This is a genomic window from Mesorhizobium sp. M0904, assembly GCF_040319475.1.
Taxonomy (GTDB): Bacteria; Pseudomonadota; Alphaproteobacteria; order Rhizobiales; family Rhizobiaceae; genus Mesorhizobium.
The window spans coordinates 1-15,909 of record NZ_JAMYOC010000024.1 but is presented as its reverse complement, the minus strand read 5'-3'; the positions used below and the strand labels follow the sequence as shown (position 1 = coordinate 15,909).

The following is a 15,909-nucleotide window of genomic DNA, read 5'->3' as shown; positions in this document are numbered from 1 at the left end:
TGGCGGGTCGCAGTGAGTTAGGCGCGACGCCTGGCGCGATCAATATGCGCATGGAAAGTTTCACCGGCCCCGGTGAAGGGATCGCAAGGGTGTGGTCACACGGCCTTGACCGCCAGCACCGCATTGGTGCCGCCGAAGGCGAAGCTGTTGCTCATCGCGGTGCGCACCGCGCGCTCGCGTGCCACGTTCGGCGTGATGTCGAGATCGCAGTCGGTGTCGGCTTCCCGATAATTGGCGGTCGGCGGCACGATGCCTTCGCGGATCGCCATCACGCAGGCGATCATTTCCAGCGCGCCGGATGCGCCGAGGCAGTGGGCATGCATCGATTTGGTCGAGGAGACAGAAAGCTTGTAGGCATGGTCGCCGAACACGCGTTTGATCGCCGCCGTCTCGATCTGGTCGTTGGCCTTGGTGCCGGTGCCATGCGCGTTGAGATAGTCGACGTCCTCCGGATTGAGCCCGGCATCGACGAGGCAGAAGCGCATCGCCGCCTCAGGCCCTTCGATAGTTGGCGCGACGATGTCGGAGGCGTCGGCGGAAAGGCCGACGCCGGCGATTTCGGCAAGGATAGCGGCGCCGCGCGCCATGGCATGCTCATACGTTTCCAGCACTACCATGCCGGCGCCTTCGCCGAGCACGAGCCCCTGGCGGTCGGCCGAAAACGGCCGGCAGGTGTCCGGCGACAATACCCGCAGGGCCTCCCAGCCCTTGAGGATGCCCCAGACCAGCGGCGCATCGGTGCCGCCGGCGACCATGACGTCGGCCCGGCCGAGCCTGATCTGATCGACCGCCGAGGCAATGGCGTGGTTGGATGACGAGCAGGCAGAGGTGATGCCGAACACCGGTCCACGCAGACCAAGATTCATGCTGACATGGCCGGCGGCTGCGCCCGGCATTACTTTCGGCACGGTGAAGATGCCGGCGCGGTTCTTGCCTTCGAGCAGGATGGCGCGATAGTTCTCTTCGATTGCCTCCCAGCCGCAGACGCCGACGCCGACGATGGTGCCCATCCGGTAGGTGTTGGCCGCGTGCGGGTTCAATCCCGCCTGCTGTGCCGCCTCCCGCGCGGCGATCGTCGCCAGAAGGCTGAAGCGGTCCATCGACACGACCTGCTTGCGGTCGATGCCGTGCTCGGGAAGCGCCTTGATTTCGCAGCCGACCTTGACCTTCAGATCATGCAGCAGCGGATTGTCGATCGCGCCGATTGCCGAACGGCCGGCGCGCATCTCATTCCAGATTGCCGGTGCATTGGTGCCGAGGCCGCATAACCCGCCGATGCCCGTGATGACGATGCGCTTGTGCATTCAGTCAGGCTTTTTTCGCGATCAGCGCGCGAACCGCCTCGACCATGTCGCCGACATTCTTCAGATTGCTCCAGGCATCGACCGTGTTCATCTCGATTTCGATGCCATACTCTTCCTCGAGGTCGAAGATGATCTCCGTCAGTTCCAGCGAATGGATGCCAAGCGCGGTCAGTTCGGTACTGGTGGTGATTTCCTCGCCGCCCGGCTCGGCATGAGCCTTGATCTTGGCGATGATATCGTTTGCCAGCTGGTCAGCCATTCGGTTTCTTCCCCAACTCTGTCGTTTCCCGACGCCAACTGATCAGCGCCCCTTTTGTGCTCGATTACGCCGTCATCGTCGCCTTTTACCCCCGCCAGGCGCCGGTGACCGTACCAAGGTGGCTCCCTCTATAGAAACCGAAACGCTGTCAAGCAACAAGCTATATATCGACAAAGCCGCCGCAGTGCTTAACGTTGGTGTCGTGGACACGATCGCAAATAGCTTGACCTCAGTGCCGCCGGCCCAGCGCGTTGCCGGCGTTGCGCGGCTTGGCTGCGACTGGAACGGAGGCCGCACGCGTCTTCGGCGCCTGTACCAGGACGGCGCGGCCAAGATCCGCATGCCGGCAGTCTCGGCCGATCCGCTCGAAGCCGTCCTGATCAACACCGCCGGCGGGCTGACCGGTGGCGACCGTCTCGCCTGGGAGGTCGATGTCGGTGCCGGCGCGTCCGCAACGATAACGACGCAGGCCTGCGAGAAAATCTACCGCGCCGCATCCGACCGCGCCGAAGTGCGGGTGCAATTGAGCGCCGGCGAAGGCGGCCACATTGCCTGGCTGCCGCAGGAAACCATCGTCTTCGACCGCTCGGCCTTTGCCCGCACGCTTGACGTGGAGCTTGCCGCCGGAGCCGAGGCGCTGATCCTGGAAGCTACCGTCTTCGGCCGCCTGGCCATGGGTGAACGGGCTTGGCAAGGCCAATTCCATGACCGCTGGCGCGTCCGCCAGGACGGGGCGCTGATTCACGCCGAGGAGTTCCGCATCGGCCCCGACATTGCCGTCACCTTGAATCGTCCGGCGGTTGCCGGTGGCGGCATCGCGGTGGCGACGCTGCTGATGGTGTCGCCGCGGGCAGAAGCTTTGCTCGAGCCGGCCCGGGCCATGGTCGGCGGCCAGGGCGGCGTCAGTTTCTGGAGCGTGCGGAAATCTGGCAAGCTTCTTGCTCGGCTGTTCGCCGAGGACGGCTACCAGCTCCGCAAGCGGCTGGTGCCGCTTGTCGAATTGCTCAACGGACGGGCGGGCCTGCCCAAATTATGGTCACTCTGATTTCGATTGTACCACTGCAGGAAAACGCATGAATCTGACGCCGAGGGAGAAAGACAAGCTGCTGATCGCCATGGCGGCGATCGTGGCCCGCAAGCGGCTCGAACGCGGCGTCAAGCTCAACCATCCGGAAGCGATCGCGCTGATAACCGATTTCGTCGTCGAGGGTGCCCGCGACGGCCGCGCCGTCGCCGAGTTGATGGAGGCCGGCGCCCACGTCGTCACCCGGGCCCAGGTGATGGAAGGCATTGCCGAAATGATCCACGATGTGCAGGTCGAGGCGACGTTTCCAGACGGCACCAAGCTGGTGACCGTGCACGAGCCGATCAGATAACGGTGCCAAGGAGAGGAAAATGCTTCAGCTGCGTCCGAACTGCGAATGCTGCGACAAGGATCTGCCGCCCGATGCGACGGACGCGGTGATCTGCACCTTCGAATGCACCTTCTGCGCCGACTGCGCACAAAACGTGCTCGGCGGCGCCTGCCCGAATTGCGGCGGCAACTTCTCGGCTCGCCCGATCCGTCCGGCAGCGCTGCTGACGAAATATCCGGCCTCGACCAAGCGCGTCCTCAAGGCAGAAGGCTGCGGTCCGGCCCGCAAGGCGGCGTGAGAGGCATGATGATCTCGAAGATGGAAGCTACGCCGATGATCCCCGCTACGATGAAATGCACGACGCTGTCGGCGGCCCTGCTGCTGGCGGCAGCTATGCCGGCCTATGCCCATGTCGGCGTCGGCACGGTTTCGTCCTTCACCGCCGGCTTCTCCCACCCGCTCTCCGGCCTCGATCATATGACGGTGATGATTGTCGTCGGCCTATGGGCGGCGCTCAGGGGCGGCAAGGCGATCTGGGCATGGCCGCTGGCTTTCGTCGGCGTCATGCTGGCCGGCGGCGCGCTCGGTATGCTGCATGTGCCGATGCCTTTCGTCGAGCCGGCCATATTGGCGTCCGTCGTGGCACTCGGGCTGCTGGTTGCGCTCGCCGTCGATCTTCCCGTCTCGGCCGGCGTCGCCGTCATCGGCCTGTTTGCGCTGTTCCATGGTTACGCCCACGGCACCGAGGTGCCTGAAAATGCCGCTGGGCTTGGCTATACCGCAGGCTTTGCCGTTGCCACCGCGTTGCTCCATGCCGTCGGCATCACGGCTGGTCTCGGCCTCGGCTGGCGCTTCAATGGGCTTGCCCGCGCCGCTGGCGCCGCCTGTGCCGCGATTGGCGCCGGCCTCGCCTTCGGCATCCTGTGAGGCCGTGATGATCCCCGGCGAAATCATCACGGCGAGCGGCGAGATCGAACTGAACAAGGGACTGCCGACGGTCACCATGAAGGTGGCCAACAGCGGCGACCGGCCGATCCAGGTCGGCAGCCACTATCATTTCTTCGAGACCAATGAAGGACTGAGATTCGATCGCGACAAGGCGCGGGGCATGCGCCTCGACATCGCCGCCGGCACCGCGATGCGCTTCGAGCCCGGCCAGGAGCGCGACGTTACCCTGGTGCCGCTCGGCGGCAAGCGCAAGGTCTACGGATTTCAGCAGAAGATCATGGGCAAGCTGTGAGATCGAAGGCGTCGAGCAGTTTCGGCTCAGCCGGGCGGCTTGGCCGCCGCATAGATGACGACCTTTCCCGAATCGTCGAATTCAACCGCCAGAACGTCCTCGGTCTGCACTCGCCGCGAGTCGATGGCGTTGAACAGCAATGCGTTCGCCTCGATCTCCTTGCGCAGCTCGGCAATGTCGTCCCGATGTTGCCTGACCTTGCTTTCGATCGCCGGCGGCGGGCCGCCTTCGGTGCGCGCGGCGTCGGTAAGAAACACGATATCGACCTTGTCGAGCTTGGATGTCTTTCGCACGGCAGCGATGTTCTCACGCGTGCGGTCGATCGCCGAGCTGACCCTGCCGGCTTCCGCATTTGTCTCGGTCTCCTCCTGGCCGACCTCCGAGCCGACGATCCGGTTGACGGTCTCGGCGCTGTCGAGGCTCTGCGCGTTCAGCGCGGCGTGCGGAATGCTGGCGGCCAGAAACGCGGTCGCGGCAATGCCATGCAGCCATCTCGTGTCGGAGAAGGTGGTGATCGCCATCGCTCGTTCTCAGGGTCCTTTTCGAGGCTTGTGTCAGGGCGACAGGACCGAAACGAAACGTCCCCCGTGAAGGTTCCCTTTGCGAGGCGGCGGGCTGACCGGGCGCCGGCCCGCCGCCTTGTCTCGTCAGCTCGCTTTCTTGGTGATCAGCGTCAGCGCGCCATTGGTGCTCATGCTGGCGGCGATCACCTGCGCCGAGGTGAGCCCCTTGGCTTCGAGTGCGGACTTGACCTGCGGTGTCGCGTCGATCGAGCCGCGCAGTTTCTGCAGATCGGCGTCGCTGCGCTTGGCGATCACCTCGTTGACCTTGGCTTGAGTGTCCGCCGGCAGATCCTTGATGTCGACGACGTTGATCGCCTGGATGGTGGGCGCCTGTGGCTGCGCTCCGGGCGCGGCAGGAGCAGGCGCGGCCGGCGCCGGACTGGGCTGCTGCGCAGGCTGTTGCTGGGCGCTGGCGGCGGTTGCGAGCACCAGCGTGGCGGCGGCTGCCAGAAGGGTCGTTTTGCGCATGGATGTTCCTTTCCATCGATTGGCAAATGGTCGTTTTGGGGTGACCCGGCCACCTCAAACGCCAAATGGGATCGGAAAGTGTCGCTCAGCGGGTCATTGCGTGATCATAGGATGGCAGCAATGTGGGGCCCGCCTTCGACAAGCGGTATTTTCGGGCTGTATTTCGGGAGCAATTGCTGATGGCTAAAATCACCCGCGCCGCCTATGCGCAGATGTACGGCCCGACCGTTGGCGACAAAGTCCGGCTCGCCGACACCGAGCTGTTCATCGAGGTCGAAAAGGATCTCACCGTTCACGGCGAGGAGGTGAAATTCGGCGGCGGCAAGGTCATCCGCGACGGCATGGGCCAGAGCCAGGTTTCACGCGCGCAAGGCGCGGTCGACACCGTCATCACCAATGCGCTGGTCGTCGATGCCACCGCCGGTATCGTCAAGGCCGACATCGGCTTGAAGGACGGCCGCATCGTCGCGATCGGCAAGGCCGGCAATCCGGATACCCAAGGCGGCGTCACCATCATCATCGGTCCCGGCACCGAGATCATCGCCGGCGAAGGCAAGATCCTGACCGCCGGCGGCTTCGACGCGCATATCCACTTCATCTGCCCGCAGCAGATCGAGGAAGCGCTGATGTCGGGCATCACCACCATGCTCGGCGGCGGCACCGGCCCGGCGCACGGCACGCTGGCGACCACGTGCACGCCGGGGCCGTGGCATCTGGCGCGCATGATCCAGTCTTTCGACGCCTTCCCGATGAATATCGGGCTGTCGGGCAAGGGCAACGCGTCGCTACCTGCCGCGCTCGAGGAGATGGTGCTCGCCGGCGCCTGCTCGCTGAAGCTGCATGAGGACTGGGGCACGACACCGGCTGCAATCGACTGCTGCCTGTCGGTCGCCGACGATTACGACGTGCAGGTGATGATCCACACCGACACGCTGAACGAGTCCGGCTTCGTCGAAAACACGGTCGCGGCGATCAAGGGCCGCACCATCCATGCCTTCCACACCGAAGGCGCCGGCGGCGGCCACGCGCCTGACATCATCAAGGTCTGCGGTCTGCCCAACGTCATTCCGTCCTCGACCAATCCAACGCGTCCCTACACGGTCAACACGCTGGCCGAGCACCTCGACATGCTGATGGTCTGTCACCATCTGTCGCCGTCGATCCCCGAAGACATCGCCTTTGCCGAAAGCCGCATCCGCAAGGAAACCATCGCCGCCGAAGACATTCTTCACGACATCGGCGCCTTCTCGATCATCTCGTCGGACAGCCAGGCCATGGGCCGCGTCGGCGAAGTGGCGATCCGCTGCTGGCAGACCGCCGACAAGATGAAGCGCCAGCGTGGTTCGCTGCCGCAGGAGACCGGCAACAACGACAATTTCCGGGTCCGCCGCTACATCGCCAAATACACCATCAATCCGGCCATCGCGCATGGCCTGTCGAAGGACATCGGCTCGGTGGCGGTGGGAAAACGCGCCGACCTTGTGCTGTGGAACCCGGCCTTCTTCGGCGTTAAGCCGGACATGGTGCTGATCGGCGGCATGATCGCCGCCGCCCCGATGGGCGATCCCAACGCCTCGATCCCGACGCCGCAGCCGATGCACTATCGGCCGATGTTCGGCGCCTACGGCAAGGCGATGACCAATTCGTCGGTGACCTTCGTTTCGAAGGCCGCGCTCGACGCCGGCCTGCGCGGCAGGCTCGGCGTCGACAAGCAGATGGTGGCGGTCGAGAACACCCGCGGCGGCATCGGCAAGCATTCGATGGTGCTCAACGACGCCACGCCGCATGTCGAGGTCGACCCCGAAACCTATGAGGTCCGCGCCGACGGCGAGTTGCTCACCTGCGAGCCGGCCACCGTGCTGCCGATGGCGCAACGCTACTTCCTGTTCTGAACCATAGGCGTTAGAACGACCGATGTAGAACATGCCGCGCCAGGCCTATGGACCAGCAACTCCCCTACGCCCACGACATTTTCCCGCATATCCGCATCGTCCTGGGCATGGTGATCGGCCTTGGCGTCACCCGGCTTTTGTCGGGGCTCGCCCGCATCGTCCAGCATCCCGGCCAGTACCGGCTCTATCCCGTGCACCTCGCCTGGGTTGCGTCGGTGCTTTTAATGCTGGTGCATTTCTGGTGGTGGGAGTTCGGCCTTTTCCAGATCGAGAATTGGACCTTCGGCAAATACCTGTTCATCATCTTCTACGCCGTCACGCTGTTCCTGCTCTGCGCGCTGCTGTTTCCGGACTCGATGCTGGACTACACCAGCTATGAGGATTTCTTTTATTCGCGCCGGGCCTGGTTCTTCGGCCTGCTGGCGGCGACCTATCTGCTCGACGTGGTCGACACGCTGCTGAAAGGGCCGGCGCATTTCGCCCATTTCGGCGTCGAATATCTGATCCGCACGCCGGTTTTCGTCGCGCTTTGCGTCATTGCGGTCCTGCTGCGCGACCGCCGCTTTCACATCGCCTTTGTCGCCGGCGCGCTCGTCTATCAGGTATCGTTTATCCTGCGGCTCTTCGACACGATTGTTTGAGCGCCATTGGGGCGGCGGACGCGATAGGCTAGGCTTTTGGGAGAGGCAGTTTTTACATGAAGCTCGATATTCGCACCGACTTCACCAAATTCCCGCGCGCCGTCGCCGTCCTGGCCGCAGGCGAAGCCGGAACCACCACGCCATACGACCGGGCGGTGCTTGCCCATGACGAGCGGCATCTGCGCCGTCGTGCCATCGAAACGGCCGGTAGCGACAAGGTGCTGGTCGACCTGCCCGAACCGGTGACGTTGAACCATGGTGACCGGCTGGTGCTGGAGGATGGCCGCCACATCGAGATCATCGCGGCCGAAGAGCCGCTCTACGATATCAGGGGCAGCGACCCGATCCATCTCGCCGAGCTCGCCTGGCACATCGGCAACCGCCATCTCGCCGCCGCCATCGAGGCTAACCGCATCCTCATCCTGCGCGACCATGTCATCAAGGCGATGCTGGAGGGATTGGGCGCCATTGTGAGCGACGTCTCCGAACCGTTCAAGCCGGTGCGCGGCGCCTATTCCGCGCATGGCGGGCACGGCCATGCCCATGCCGAGGCACATGCGCACAGCCACGCCGAAGCGCATTCCCATAGCCATAGCGGCTCGCATTCCCACAGCCATTCGCACGACCATGACCATGACTGACCGGCCTTCCAGCGTTGCCCAGCCTTCCAATATTGCTTTGTTGCGGCTGATGGCGTGGCTGTCGCCTTCCTTCCCGGTCGGCGGCTTTTCCTACAGCCATGGCCTGGAACAAGCCGTGCATGCCGGGCTGGTTGCCGACAGCAAAGACCTCGCCGCGTGGCTGGACACGCTGGTCGAAATGGGTTCGGGCTGGAATGATGCGGTGCTGTTTGCCGAAAGCTGGCGCAGGGCGCGCGAAACCGGCGATCTCGATGAAATCGTCGCCCTTGCCGAAGCTCTGGCAGGCTCGCGCGAGCGTCATACCGAGACGATGCTGCAGGGCGCCGCTTTCCTGAAAGCAGCCTCCGCCTGGCCGTGCCAGGTGCTGGATCGCCTGCCGACCGAATGTGCCTATTGCGTTGCCGTCGGCGCTGTTGCCGGCGATCACGGCATTTCGCTGCGGGACGCCCTGGCCGCCTTCCTGCAGGCCTTCTTCTCCAACCTTGTTCAGGCCGCGATCCGGCTCGGCGCCGTCGGCCAGACCGGCGCCACCGCGCTGCTCGCCGGCTTCGAGCCGCTTGCCCTGGCTACGTCCGACCGCGCTGCCGGCTCGACCCTCGATGATCTCGGCGGCTGCGCTTTTATCTCCGACATCACGGCGATGAAGCACGAGGCCCAGTATTCGCGGCTGTTCCGCTCATGATCGTCCTCGCTTTCGCCGTCTCGCTCGTCCTGCTGCTGATCACAGCACTGCATGTCTATTGGGGCATTGGCGGCATCTGGCCGGGCAGGGACGCCGCCTCCTGCGCTCGTGCGGTCATCGGCTTTCATGGCGTCGACGAGATGCCGGCACCCTTCGCCAGCTTCGCCGTTGCCGCCTGCCTTGGCCTGGCGACACTGTGGCCGATGGCGCTCGAGGGCATCTTTGCCACGCCGTTTCCCAAAGCCGGGCTTGCCGCCACGTCGCTGCTCATCGCGCTGGTTTTCCTGGCGCGCGGCATTGCCGGCTTCACGCCCTGGTGGCGCCGGCTGACGCCCGAACAGCCTTTCGCGCGGCTCGATCTGCGTTATTATTCGCCGCTGTGCCTGCTGATCGGGCTTGCCTTCGCCATTCTTGCCGTCACGGAGTTCCCCGCATGATATCGCCCAACGGTCCTCTTCGCATCGGCATTGGCGGCCCGGTCGGCTCGGGCAAGACGACGCTTACCGAAAAGCTCTGCAAGGCACTGCGTGACGAGTTTTCGATCGCCGTCGTCACCAACGACATCTACACCAAGGAAGACGCCATGATGCTGGCCAGGTTGCAGGCCCTGCCCGAGGATCGCATCGTCGGCGTCGAGACCGGCGGCTGTCCGCACACCGCCATCCGCGAGGACGCCTCGATCAATCTGCAGGCGATCGCCGAGATGACCAGAAAATTCCCCGATCTCGACATCGTCTTCATCGAATCGGGCGGCGACAATCTCGCCGCCACCTTCTCGCCGGATCTTGCCGACCTGACGCTCTATGTCATCTCGGTTTGCCAGGGCGAGGAGATCCCGAGGAAGGGCGGACCGGCGATCACCCGGTCCGATTTCCTGGTCATCAACAAGAGCGACCTTGCGCCCTATGTGAACGTAAATCTCGACATCATGGAACGCGACGCTGCCCGCATGCGCGGCAAGCGGCCGTTCGGCTTCACCGACCTGTCGCGCGGCAAGGGGCTGCAGGAGGTGATCGATTTCATCGTCGAGCATGGCGGGCTTCGGGTCGGCGCGGCCACCAGCACGGCGGCATAACGGCGCTCGCCTGTACCAAACGAAACCGGTTGCGCGTGTTCCAGCCGCGCGGCATCCTTGCTTCTTTCACGGAGGTTTACGATGAGCATCACGCGCCTGCAGAAGGAAGTGCTGACCAACCTGCCGTTCTATGAGGAGCGCGTCGACCTCGCTTGCGCCTTCCGCTGGACGGCGCGGCTCAACATGCACGAGGCGGTGGCCAACCATTTTTCGCTGGCGGTCAACGACGATGGTTCGCAATTCCTGATGAATCCCAACCAGGTGCATTTCTCGCGCATCAAGGCGAGCGATCTGCTTCTGATCGACGCCAACGATCCCGACACGCTGGTCGGCCCGAATGCGCCCGATCCGACGGCGTGGGGCCTGCATGGTGCCATTCATCGCAACGTGCGTCATGCGCGCTGCGTCATGCATGTCCACTCGATCCACGCCACCGTGCTTGCCTCGCTCGCCGACTCGACGTTGCCGCCGGTCGACCAGAACTCGGCAATCTTCTTCAACCGCCATGTCGTCGACGCTCATTATGGCGGGCTGGCCTTCGAGGAAGAGGGCGAGCGCTGCTCGCAGCTTCTTGTCGACCCGAAGGTCAAGGTGATGGTGATGGGCAACCATGGCGTGCTGGTCATCGGCGACAGCGTCGCCGACACCTTCAACCGCATGTTCTATTTCGAGCGCGCCGCCGAAACCTATATCAAGGCGCTGTGGACCGGGCGGCCGCTGCGGGTACTGTCGGATGAGATCGCCGAGAAAGCGGCAAGGGAACAGGAAAACTATCCCGGCCAGGCCGAACGCCACCTTTCCGAACTGAAGGCGATCCTCGACGAGCAGGAGCCTGCCTACCGGAGTTGAGCGCGGTCCCGCCGGGCCTGGCTTAAAGCCCGAGTTCGGCTCGCAATTCGTCGGCGCTGTTGATGATTATCGCCCCCGGCGGCCCCTCCATGGGCGCCTCTGGCCAGAAGATCGTCTTCATTCCCGCTGCCAGCCCCGCCGTGGCGCCGGTCACGCTGTCGTCGACCGCCACGGCCTCGGTGGGATCGACGTCGGCCAGCCAGGCGGCGCGCAGGAAAGGTTCGGCATGCGGCTTGCCTTCACGCACGTCGTTCCGGCTGACCGTCTTCATGCCGGGATAGACGAGGCCGACGGCGCGCAGATTGGCATCGACGATCAGCCTGTCCGAGTTGGAGACCACCGCTTGCGGTACGCCAAGCGCGCGCAGCTCGTTGAAGATCTCGATCGCGCCTCTGCGCGGCGTCAGCGTTTGGGCCATCGGCAGATAGTGATCGTATTTGCGCACGATCCAGTCGTCGAAAGGCAGGTCGAGGCCGAACTCGTCGCGCAGCATTTCGTAGACTGGCCATGCGGCGATGCCGAGCACGCGCTCATGCAGGTCGGCCGGCGGTATGATGCCGACACTGTGCAGCGCCGCGATCAGCGCCGCTTCGTGCAGCGGCTCGCTGTCGACCAGCGTGCCGTCCATATCCCAGAAAACCGCTTTCGGCGTCATGCAAGGCTCCATTCTCAAAAATCCCTTAAAGCGTTTGGCGCGGGAGATAAACCGCGGTGTCCCCGCTAATGCATGTCGCGCAACAGTGTGCAGCGGTTTTGCGATACGGACGTGCATAGAAAGCAAGAATCTAAAGCGCATCGCATAAGGCCGATTGAACGCGAGCGCTTTGGACCGAGATTGTGCGACCTCGACAGCCTTGCTGTTGCGGCGAGACTGGGTCGACCCGACACTTCGCTCCAAACACCCAAGTCTCAACGCTAAGCAATTGCTCTTGCAATAGGCAATTGCGCGCAAGTTCATTCCCTGCGAAACTACGGCGCTCCGCCTCTTATGCTCGGCGGGGTTGGGAGGCAGGAACTTGAATTCGCGGCAGGATAGCGGCGGCAACAGGCTGGACGATGCGGCGCGCGCCGGCTGGCTTTATTACGTTGCCGGCAACACCCAGGACCAGATCGCCGCCACGCTTGGCATCTCCCGCCAGACGGCGCAGCGGCTGGTGTCGCTCGCAGTCTCCGAAGGATTGATCAAGGTGCGCGTCGACCATCCGATCGCCAATTGCCTCGACCTTGCGGCACGGCTGAAATCGCGCTTTGCGCTTGAGCTGGTCGAGGTGGTGCCCAGCGACCCTTCCTCTTCCTCCACCGTCATCGGCGTCGCCGAGGCTGCGGCGGCCGAGATCGAACGGCGGCTGCGGTCGCCGACGCCGATCGTCATGGCGATCGGCACCGGCCGCACGCTGAAGGCCGCGATCGAGCAACTGCCGCCGATGGAATGCCCGCAGCACAAAGTGGTGTCGCTGACCGGCAACATCTCGCCGGACGGCTCGGCCGCCTTCTACAACGTCATCTTCACCATGGCCGACAGGGTCAAGGCGCGCTCGTTTCCGATGCCTTTGCCGGTCATCGCCTCCTCGCCGGAGGAGCGCGAGATGCTGCTGAGCCAGCCGATGATCCAGCCGACGCTGGCGCTTGCGGCTGAGGCCGACGTCACCTTTGTCGGCATAGGCGATCTCGGCCCGAAGGCGCCGCTTTACGAGGACGGCTTCATTTCGGAGGGTGAATTAAAGGCGTTGCAGAAGGCCGGCGGCCTCGCCGAGATCGTCGGCTGGGTGTTCGATCGTGACGGCCGCATGATCGAGGGTATTACCAATGATCGGGTGTCGTCGGCACCGCTGCCGTCGCGCGAAAAGTCGCTGGTGATCGCGCTTGCCATGGGCGACCGCAAGCTGCCGGGCATCTTCGCCGCCGTCAACCGGCGGCTGGTCAACGGCCTGATCACCGATGAGCGGACCGCCGCCGCCTTGCTAGCGGGCGCATGATCTCCGAGCCGCTGGCGGTCGGAAACGATCATGTGAAATCGAAACGCATCTGAATCCCCGATAAAACGAGCGTCACTACTGGTGCCGGCCGCAAGGATCGTTGCCGTCGAGAAAGCCCATGTCGCGCTGCAGATGCGGCGGCAGCTCCCGGACGTCGAGATAGGCCCGTTTCCGCGCCGCGTGCCTTGCCAATCCCCGCGCCAACCGTGAAAACCAGCCATGGGCTGGAGCAAGAAGCAGCTTTTCCTGTATTGTGGTCATGATCGTGAGCCTTCGCTATCTCTAGGCGTAATTGATCTTCAATACGGAATATCGGTAGGCCCGGCCGGTGCCGCCAATCAAACGTCGATCACTGCCCATAAGGAGGGCTTATGCCGGAGCTCAATTCACGACAGCTGGTTTCGCAGCTTCCTCCGCTTCAGGCGATCCGGGTATTCGAAGCGGTGGCGCGGCATCTCTCGTTCACCAAGGCCGCCCAGGAGCTTGGCATGACGCAGGCGGCGGCAAGCTATCAGATCAAGCTTCTGGAGGAGCGCGTCGGTGCGCCCCTGTTCTTGCGCCAGCCAAAACAGATCGTGCTGACCGAACCCGGCCAACGCCTGGCGCCCGCGGTCAGCGAAGCATTCGCGCTGTTGAGCGGCGCCTATGCCGCCGCACGCACCGGCGCCGACGGCGTGCTTTGCGTTTCGACGCTGCTGACCTTTGCCTCCAATTGGCTGGCCCAGCATCTCGGTTCGTTCCAGGTAGCGCATCCGTCGCTGGCGGTGCGCGTCGATACTTCGAACAGGGTTGTCGACTTTGCCAGAGAGGATATCGACATTGCCATCCGCTCCGGCGGCGGCAACTGGCCGGGCGTCGAGACCCATATGCTTTTCAGGGCCGATTTCACGCCGGTCCTTAGTCCAAAGCTCGCAGCAAGCATCGGCGGCGTCAAGGAGCCGGCCGACCTGCTGCGGCTGCCGATCCTCGACCCGGGCGACATCTGGTGGCGGGACTGGTTTGCCGCCGCCGGCCTGCCGGTCGAGGAACTGGCCAAGCGCCCCGGCACCAGCATGGGCGCGCAGGCCTATGAGGCCAATGCCGCGATTGCCGGCCACGGCGTGGCGATCGTCACCAAGGCGCTGTTCAAGGCCGAACTTGCCGACGGCCGCCTGATCCAGCCCTTTGATCTGGTCGGTGACGACGGCCACGCCTATTGGCTGGTCTATCCGACGGCGCGGCGCAACGTGCCGAAGATCCGCGCCTTCCGCGATTGGATCCTGAGCGAGATCGCTTGCCAATAGGCTGAATCCCAGCAAGCCCGACAGCAAAGCTCCGGGCCCAATCAGCCCGGCTGAAATCCTTCGTCAGACATGCCGCAAACGTCCCAGCTTGTCGCCGCACGAGACCCGGCGTGCTGCGCTGCAGCAACGAATCCGTCTTGACATAATTCATCGCAGGTGAGTAATTGCCCACAGCCAAGGCAAATGCTCATCTTGGTTTATGGGAGGAATTTTGATGAAACTTCGCACGTTCACCCTAGGCCTGTTCTCGGCCAGCGCCCTCGCTTTCGCCGCGCATGCCGAATCCATCACCATCGCCACGGTCAACAATGGCGACATGGTCCGCATGCAGAAGCTGACCGACGACTTCACCGCCAAAAATCCCGACATTCAGCTGCAGTGGGTCACGCTCGAGGAAAACGTCCTGCGCGAGCGCGTCACCACCGACATCGCCACCAAGGGTGGCCAGTACGACGTGATGACCATCGGCACCTATGAGGTGCCGATCTGGGCCAAGCAGAACTGGCTTTTGCCGCTCGACAAGCTCGGCGACGATTATGACGTCAAGGACATCATCCCGGCCATAGCCGGCGGCCTGTCGGTCGACGGCAAGCTCTACGCAGCGCCGTTTTATGGCGAAAGCTCCTTCGTCATGTACCGCAAGGACCTGATGGACAAGGCCGGGCTCAAGATGCCCGATGCACCGACCTGGGACTTCATCAAGCAGGCCGCCGACAAGATGACCGACCGCGCCAACGGCGTGAACGGCGTCTGCCTGCGCGGCAAGGCCGGCTGGGGCGAGAACATGGCCTTCCTGACCGCCATGTCGAACTCCTTCGGCGCGCGCTGGTTCGACGAGAACTGGAAGCCGCAATTCGACCAGCCCGAATGGAAGAACACGCTGCAGTTCTATGTCGACCTGATGAAGGCCGACGGCCCCGAGGGCGCGTCGTCCAACGGCTTCAACGAAAACCTGGCGCTGTTCCAGCAGGGCAAATGCGGCATGTGGATCGACGCTACCGTCGCTGCGTCCTTCGTCTCCGACCCGAAGAACTCGACCGTCGCCGACAAGGTCGGCTATGCGCTGGCCCCGGACAATGGCCTCGGCAAGCGCGGCAATTGGCTGTGGGCCTGGTCGCTGGCCATCCCCGCCGGCACGCAGAAGGCCGACGCCGCTCAAAAGTTCGTTTCCTGGGCGACTTCGAAGCACTATCTCGAACTGGTCGCTTCAAAGGAAGGCTGGGCCAACGTTCCGCCCGGAACGCGCACCTCGCTCTACAACAACCCGGAGTACCAGAAGGCGGCGCCTTTCGCGAAAATGACGCTGGATTCCATCAATGCCGCCGACCCGACGCACCCGACCGTCAAGCCGGTGCCCTATGTTGGTGTCCAGTTCGTCGCCATCCCCGAGTTCCAGGGTCTCGGCACCACCGTCGGCCAGCTCTTCTCGGCCGCCCTTGCCGGCCAGACGAGCGTCGACGACGCCTTGAAGCAGGCACAGGACGCCGCCACCGCGACGATGACCGAGGGCGGGTACATCAAATAAGGCGCCTCCCGGTGCCGGTTGCCCATGGCAGCCGGCACCGGGCCCCCGGAACCCCCGTTGGGGGGCGCCCGTTTAGCGCGGGGAAAACTTTGGCGGCCGCGGAGGGGGGCCGGCCTGGGGAAATCGCCGGCCCGGTGGGGGTGGCGGGTCCTGTTT

General features: G+C 64.0%; 21 protein-coding genes. 15 read left to right on the top strand and 6 right to left on the bottom strand.

Translation table 11 applies throughout. From position 1 onward, the window contains the following. Positions 1–95 precede the first annotated feature (95 nt). Positions 96–1,304 carry a beta-ketoacyl-[acyl-carrier-protein] synthase family protein gene (locus NKH80_RS23440; protein WP_254815821.1) on the bottom strand — a complete coding sequence of 403 codons (1,209 nt, stop codon included), beginning with the start codon at positions 1,302–1,304 and terminating at the stop codon, positions 96–98. A gap of 4 nt (positions 1,305–1,308) precedes the next feature. After that, positions 1,309–1,563, bottom strand: a complete 255-nt coding sequence (locus tag NKH80_RS23435) for an acyl carrier protein (RefSeq protein WP_023677013.1) — start codon at positions 1,561–1,563, stop codon at positions 1,309–1,311. Positions 1,564–1,765: 202 nt separating this feature from the next. Here NKH80_RS23435 and NKH80_RS23430 point away from each other — a divergent pair, with 202 nt between their 5' ends. Genes NKH80_RS23430 through NKH80_RS23410 form a run of 5 tightly spaced genes read left to right on the top strand, consistent with a single transcriptional unit; the run spans position 1,766 to position 4,158 of the window. Further along, positions 1,766–2,608: an urease accessory protein UreD gene (locus tag NKH80_RS23430; RefSeq protein WP_502900990.1), complete on the top strand. Its 843-nt coding sequence runs from the start codon at positions 1,766–1,768 to the stop codon at positions 2,606–2,608. Between the two features lie 28 nt (positions 2,609–2,636). Then, positions 2,637–2,939, top strand: coding sequence for an urease subunit gamma (locus NKH80_RS23425; protein WP_023677011.1), 303 nt, complete (start codon positions 2,637–2,639; stop codon positions 2,937–2,939). 19 nt (positions 2,940–2,958) lie between these two features. Beyond that, entirely contained in the window at positions 2,959–3,216 is a 258-nt protein-coding gene (locus NKH80_RS23420) for a DUF1272 domain-containing protein (RefSeq protein ID WP_254815822.1), read from the top strand. 35 nt (positions 3,217–3,251) lie between these two features. Further along, entirely contained in the window at positions 3,252–3,845 is a 594-nt protein-coding gene (locus NKH80_RS23415) for a HupE/UreJ family protein (protein WP_352993911.1), read from the top strand. A 7-nt stretch (positions 3,846–3,852) separates the two neighbouring features. Then, complete coding sequence (locus NKH80_RS23410) at positions 3,853–4,158, top strand: urease subunit beta (protein WP_352993751.1); 306 nt, start codon at positions 3,853–3,855, stop codon at positions 4,156–4,158. Positions 4,159–4,184: 26 nt separating this feature from the next. Here NKH80_RS23410 and NKH80_RS23405 read toward each other — a convergent pair whose 3' ends face one another. After that, positions 4,185–4,679 carry a hypothetical protein gene (locus NKH80_RS23405; protein ID WP_352993749.1) on the bottom strand — a complete coding sequence of 165 codons (495 nt, stop codon included), beginning with the start codon at positions 4,677–4,679 and terminating at the stop codon, positions 4,185–4,187. Positions 4,680–4,805: 126 nt separating this feature from the next. Beyond that, entirely contained in the window at positions 4,806–5,189 is a 384-nt protein-coding gene (locus NKH80_RS23400) for a hypothetical protein (protein WP_023677006.1), read from the bottom strand. A 179-nt stretch (positions 5,190–5,368) separates the two neighbouring features. Between NKH80_RS23400 and ureC the strand changes: the two genes are divergently transcribed. The 7 genes from ureC to NKH80_RS23365 all read left to right on the top strand — a co-directional run bounded on the left by ureC (position 5,369) and on the right by NKH80_RS23365 (position 10,969). Next, positions 5,369–7,081, top strand: a complete 1,713-nt coding sequence (gene ureC, locus NKH80_RS23395; RefSeq protein WP_502900436.1) for an urease subunit alpha — start codon at positions 5,369–5,371, stop codon at positions 7,079–7,081. 47 nt (positions 7,082–7,128) lie between these two features. Further along, the gene (locus NKH80_RS23390; RefSeq protein WP_352509365.1) at positions 7,129–7,722 is read left to right on the top strand and encodes a hypothetical protein; all 594 of its coding nucleotides are present in this window, start codon (positions 7,129–7,131) and stop codon (positions 7,720–7,722) included. A gap of 56 nt (positions 7,723–7,778) precedes the next feature. Continuing rightward, positions 7,779–8,363: an urease accessory protein UreE gene (gene ureE, locus NKH80_RS23385; RefSeq protein ID WP_352993746.1), complete on the top strand. Its 585-nt coding sequence runs from the start codon at positions 7,779–7,781 to the stop codon at positions 8,361–8,363. Then, positions 8,356–9,045, top strand: a complete 690-nt coding sequence (locus NKH80_RS23380) for an urease accessory protein UreF (RefSeq protein ID WP_352993743.1) — start codon at positions 8,356–8,358, stop codon at positions 9,043–9,045. The genes ureE and NKH80_RS23380 overlap by 8 nt, the downstream gene beginning before the upstream one ends. After that, a complete protein-coding gene (locus NKH80_RS23375; protein ID WP_352476988.1) occupies positions 9,042–9,482 on the top strand; it encodes a DUF3995 domain-containing protein in 441 nt (146 codons plus the stop codon). The genes NKH80_RS23380 and NKH80_RS23375 overlap by 4 nt, the downstream gene beginning before the upstream one ends. Beyond that, on the top strand, positions 9,479–10,120 hold the full coding sequence (gene ureG, locus NKH80_RS23370; RefSeq protein ID WP_254815829.1) for an urease accessory protein UreG: 642 nt from the start codon (positions 9,479–9,481) through the stop codon (positions 10,118–10,120). The genes NKH80_RS23375 and ureG overlap by 4 nt, the downstream gene beginning before the upstream one ends. 81 nt (positions 10,121–10,201) lie before the next feature. After that, positions 10,202–10,969, top strand: a complete 768-nt coding sequence (locus NKH80_RS23365) for a class II aldolase and adducin N-terminal domain-containing protein (RefSeq protein ID WP_352993740.1) — start codon at positions 10,202–10,204, stop codon at positions 10,967–10,969. Between the two features lie 22 nt (positions 10,970–10,991). Here NKH80_RS23365 and NKH80_RS23360 read toward each other — a convergent pair whose 3' ends face one another. Continuing rightward, positions 10,992–11,624 carry an HAD family hydrolase gene (locus NKH80_RS23360; protein WP_352993737.1) on the bottom strand — a complete coding sequence of 211 codons (633 nt, stop codon included), beginning with the start codon at positions 11,622–11,624 and terminating at the stop codon, positions 10,992–10,994. A gap of 361 nt (positions 11,625–11,985) precedes the next feature. Between NKH80_RS23360 and NKH80_RS23355 the strand changes: the two genes are divergently transcribed. Beyond that, positions 11,986–12,945, top strand: coding sequence for a sugar-binding transcriptional regulator (locus NKH80_RS23355; protein WP_352993734.1), 960 nt, complete (start codon positions 11,986–11,988; stop codon positions 12,943–12,945). A gap of 75 nt (positions 12,946–13,020) precedes the next feature. Here NKH80_RS23355 and NKH80_RS23350 read toward each other — a convergent pair whose 3' ends face one another. Next, positions 13,021–13,206, bottom strand: coding sequence for a hypothetical protein (locus NKH80_RS23350; protein WP_254815832.1), 186 nt, complete (start codon positions 13,204–13,206; stop codon positions 13,021–13,023). Positions 13,207–13,316: 110 nt separating this feature from the next. On the opposite strand from NKH80_RS23350, the gene gcvA reads away from it, so the two are divergent. Together gcvA and NKH80_RS23340 are read left to right on the top strand one after the other, a co-directional pair. Further along, the gene (gene gcvA, locus NKH80_RS23345; RefSeq protein ID WP_254815833.1) at positions 13,317–14,228 is read left to right on the top strand and encodes a transcriptional regulator GcvA; all 912 of its coding nucleotides are present in this window, start codon (positions 13,317–13,319) and stop codon (positions 14,226–14,228) included. A gap of 214 nt (positions 14,229–14,442) precedes the next feature. Next, a complete protein-coding gene (locus NKH80_RS23340; protein WP_254815834.1) occupies positions 14,443–15,753 on the top strand; it encodes an ABC transporter substrate-binding protein in 1,311 nt (436 codons plus the stop codon). The last annotated feature ends 156 nt before the right edge of the window (positions 15,754–15,909 follow it).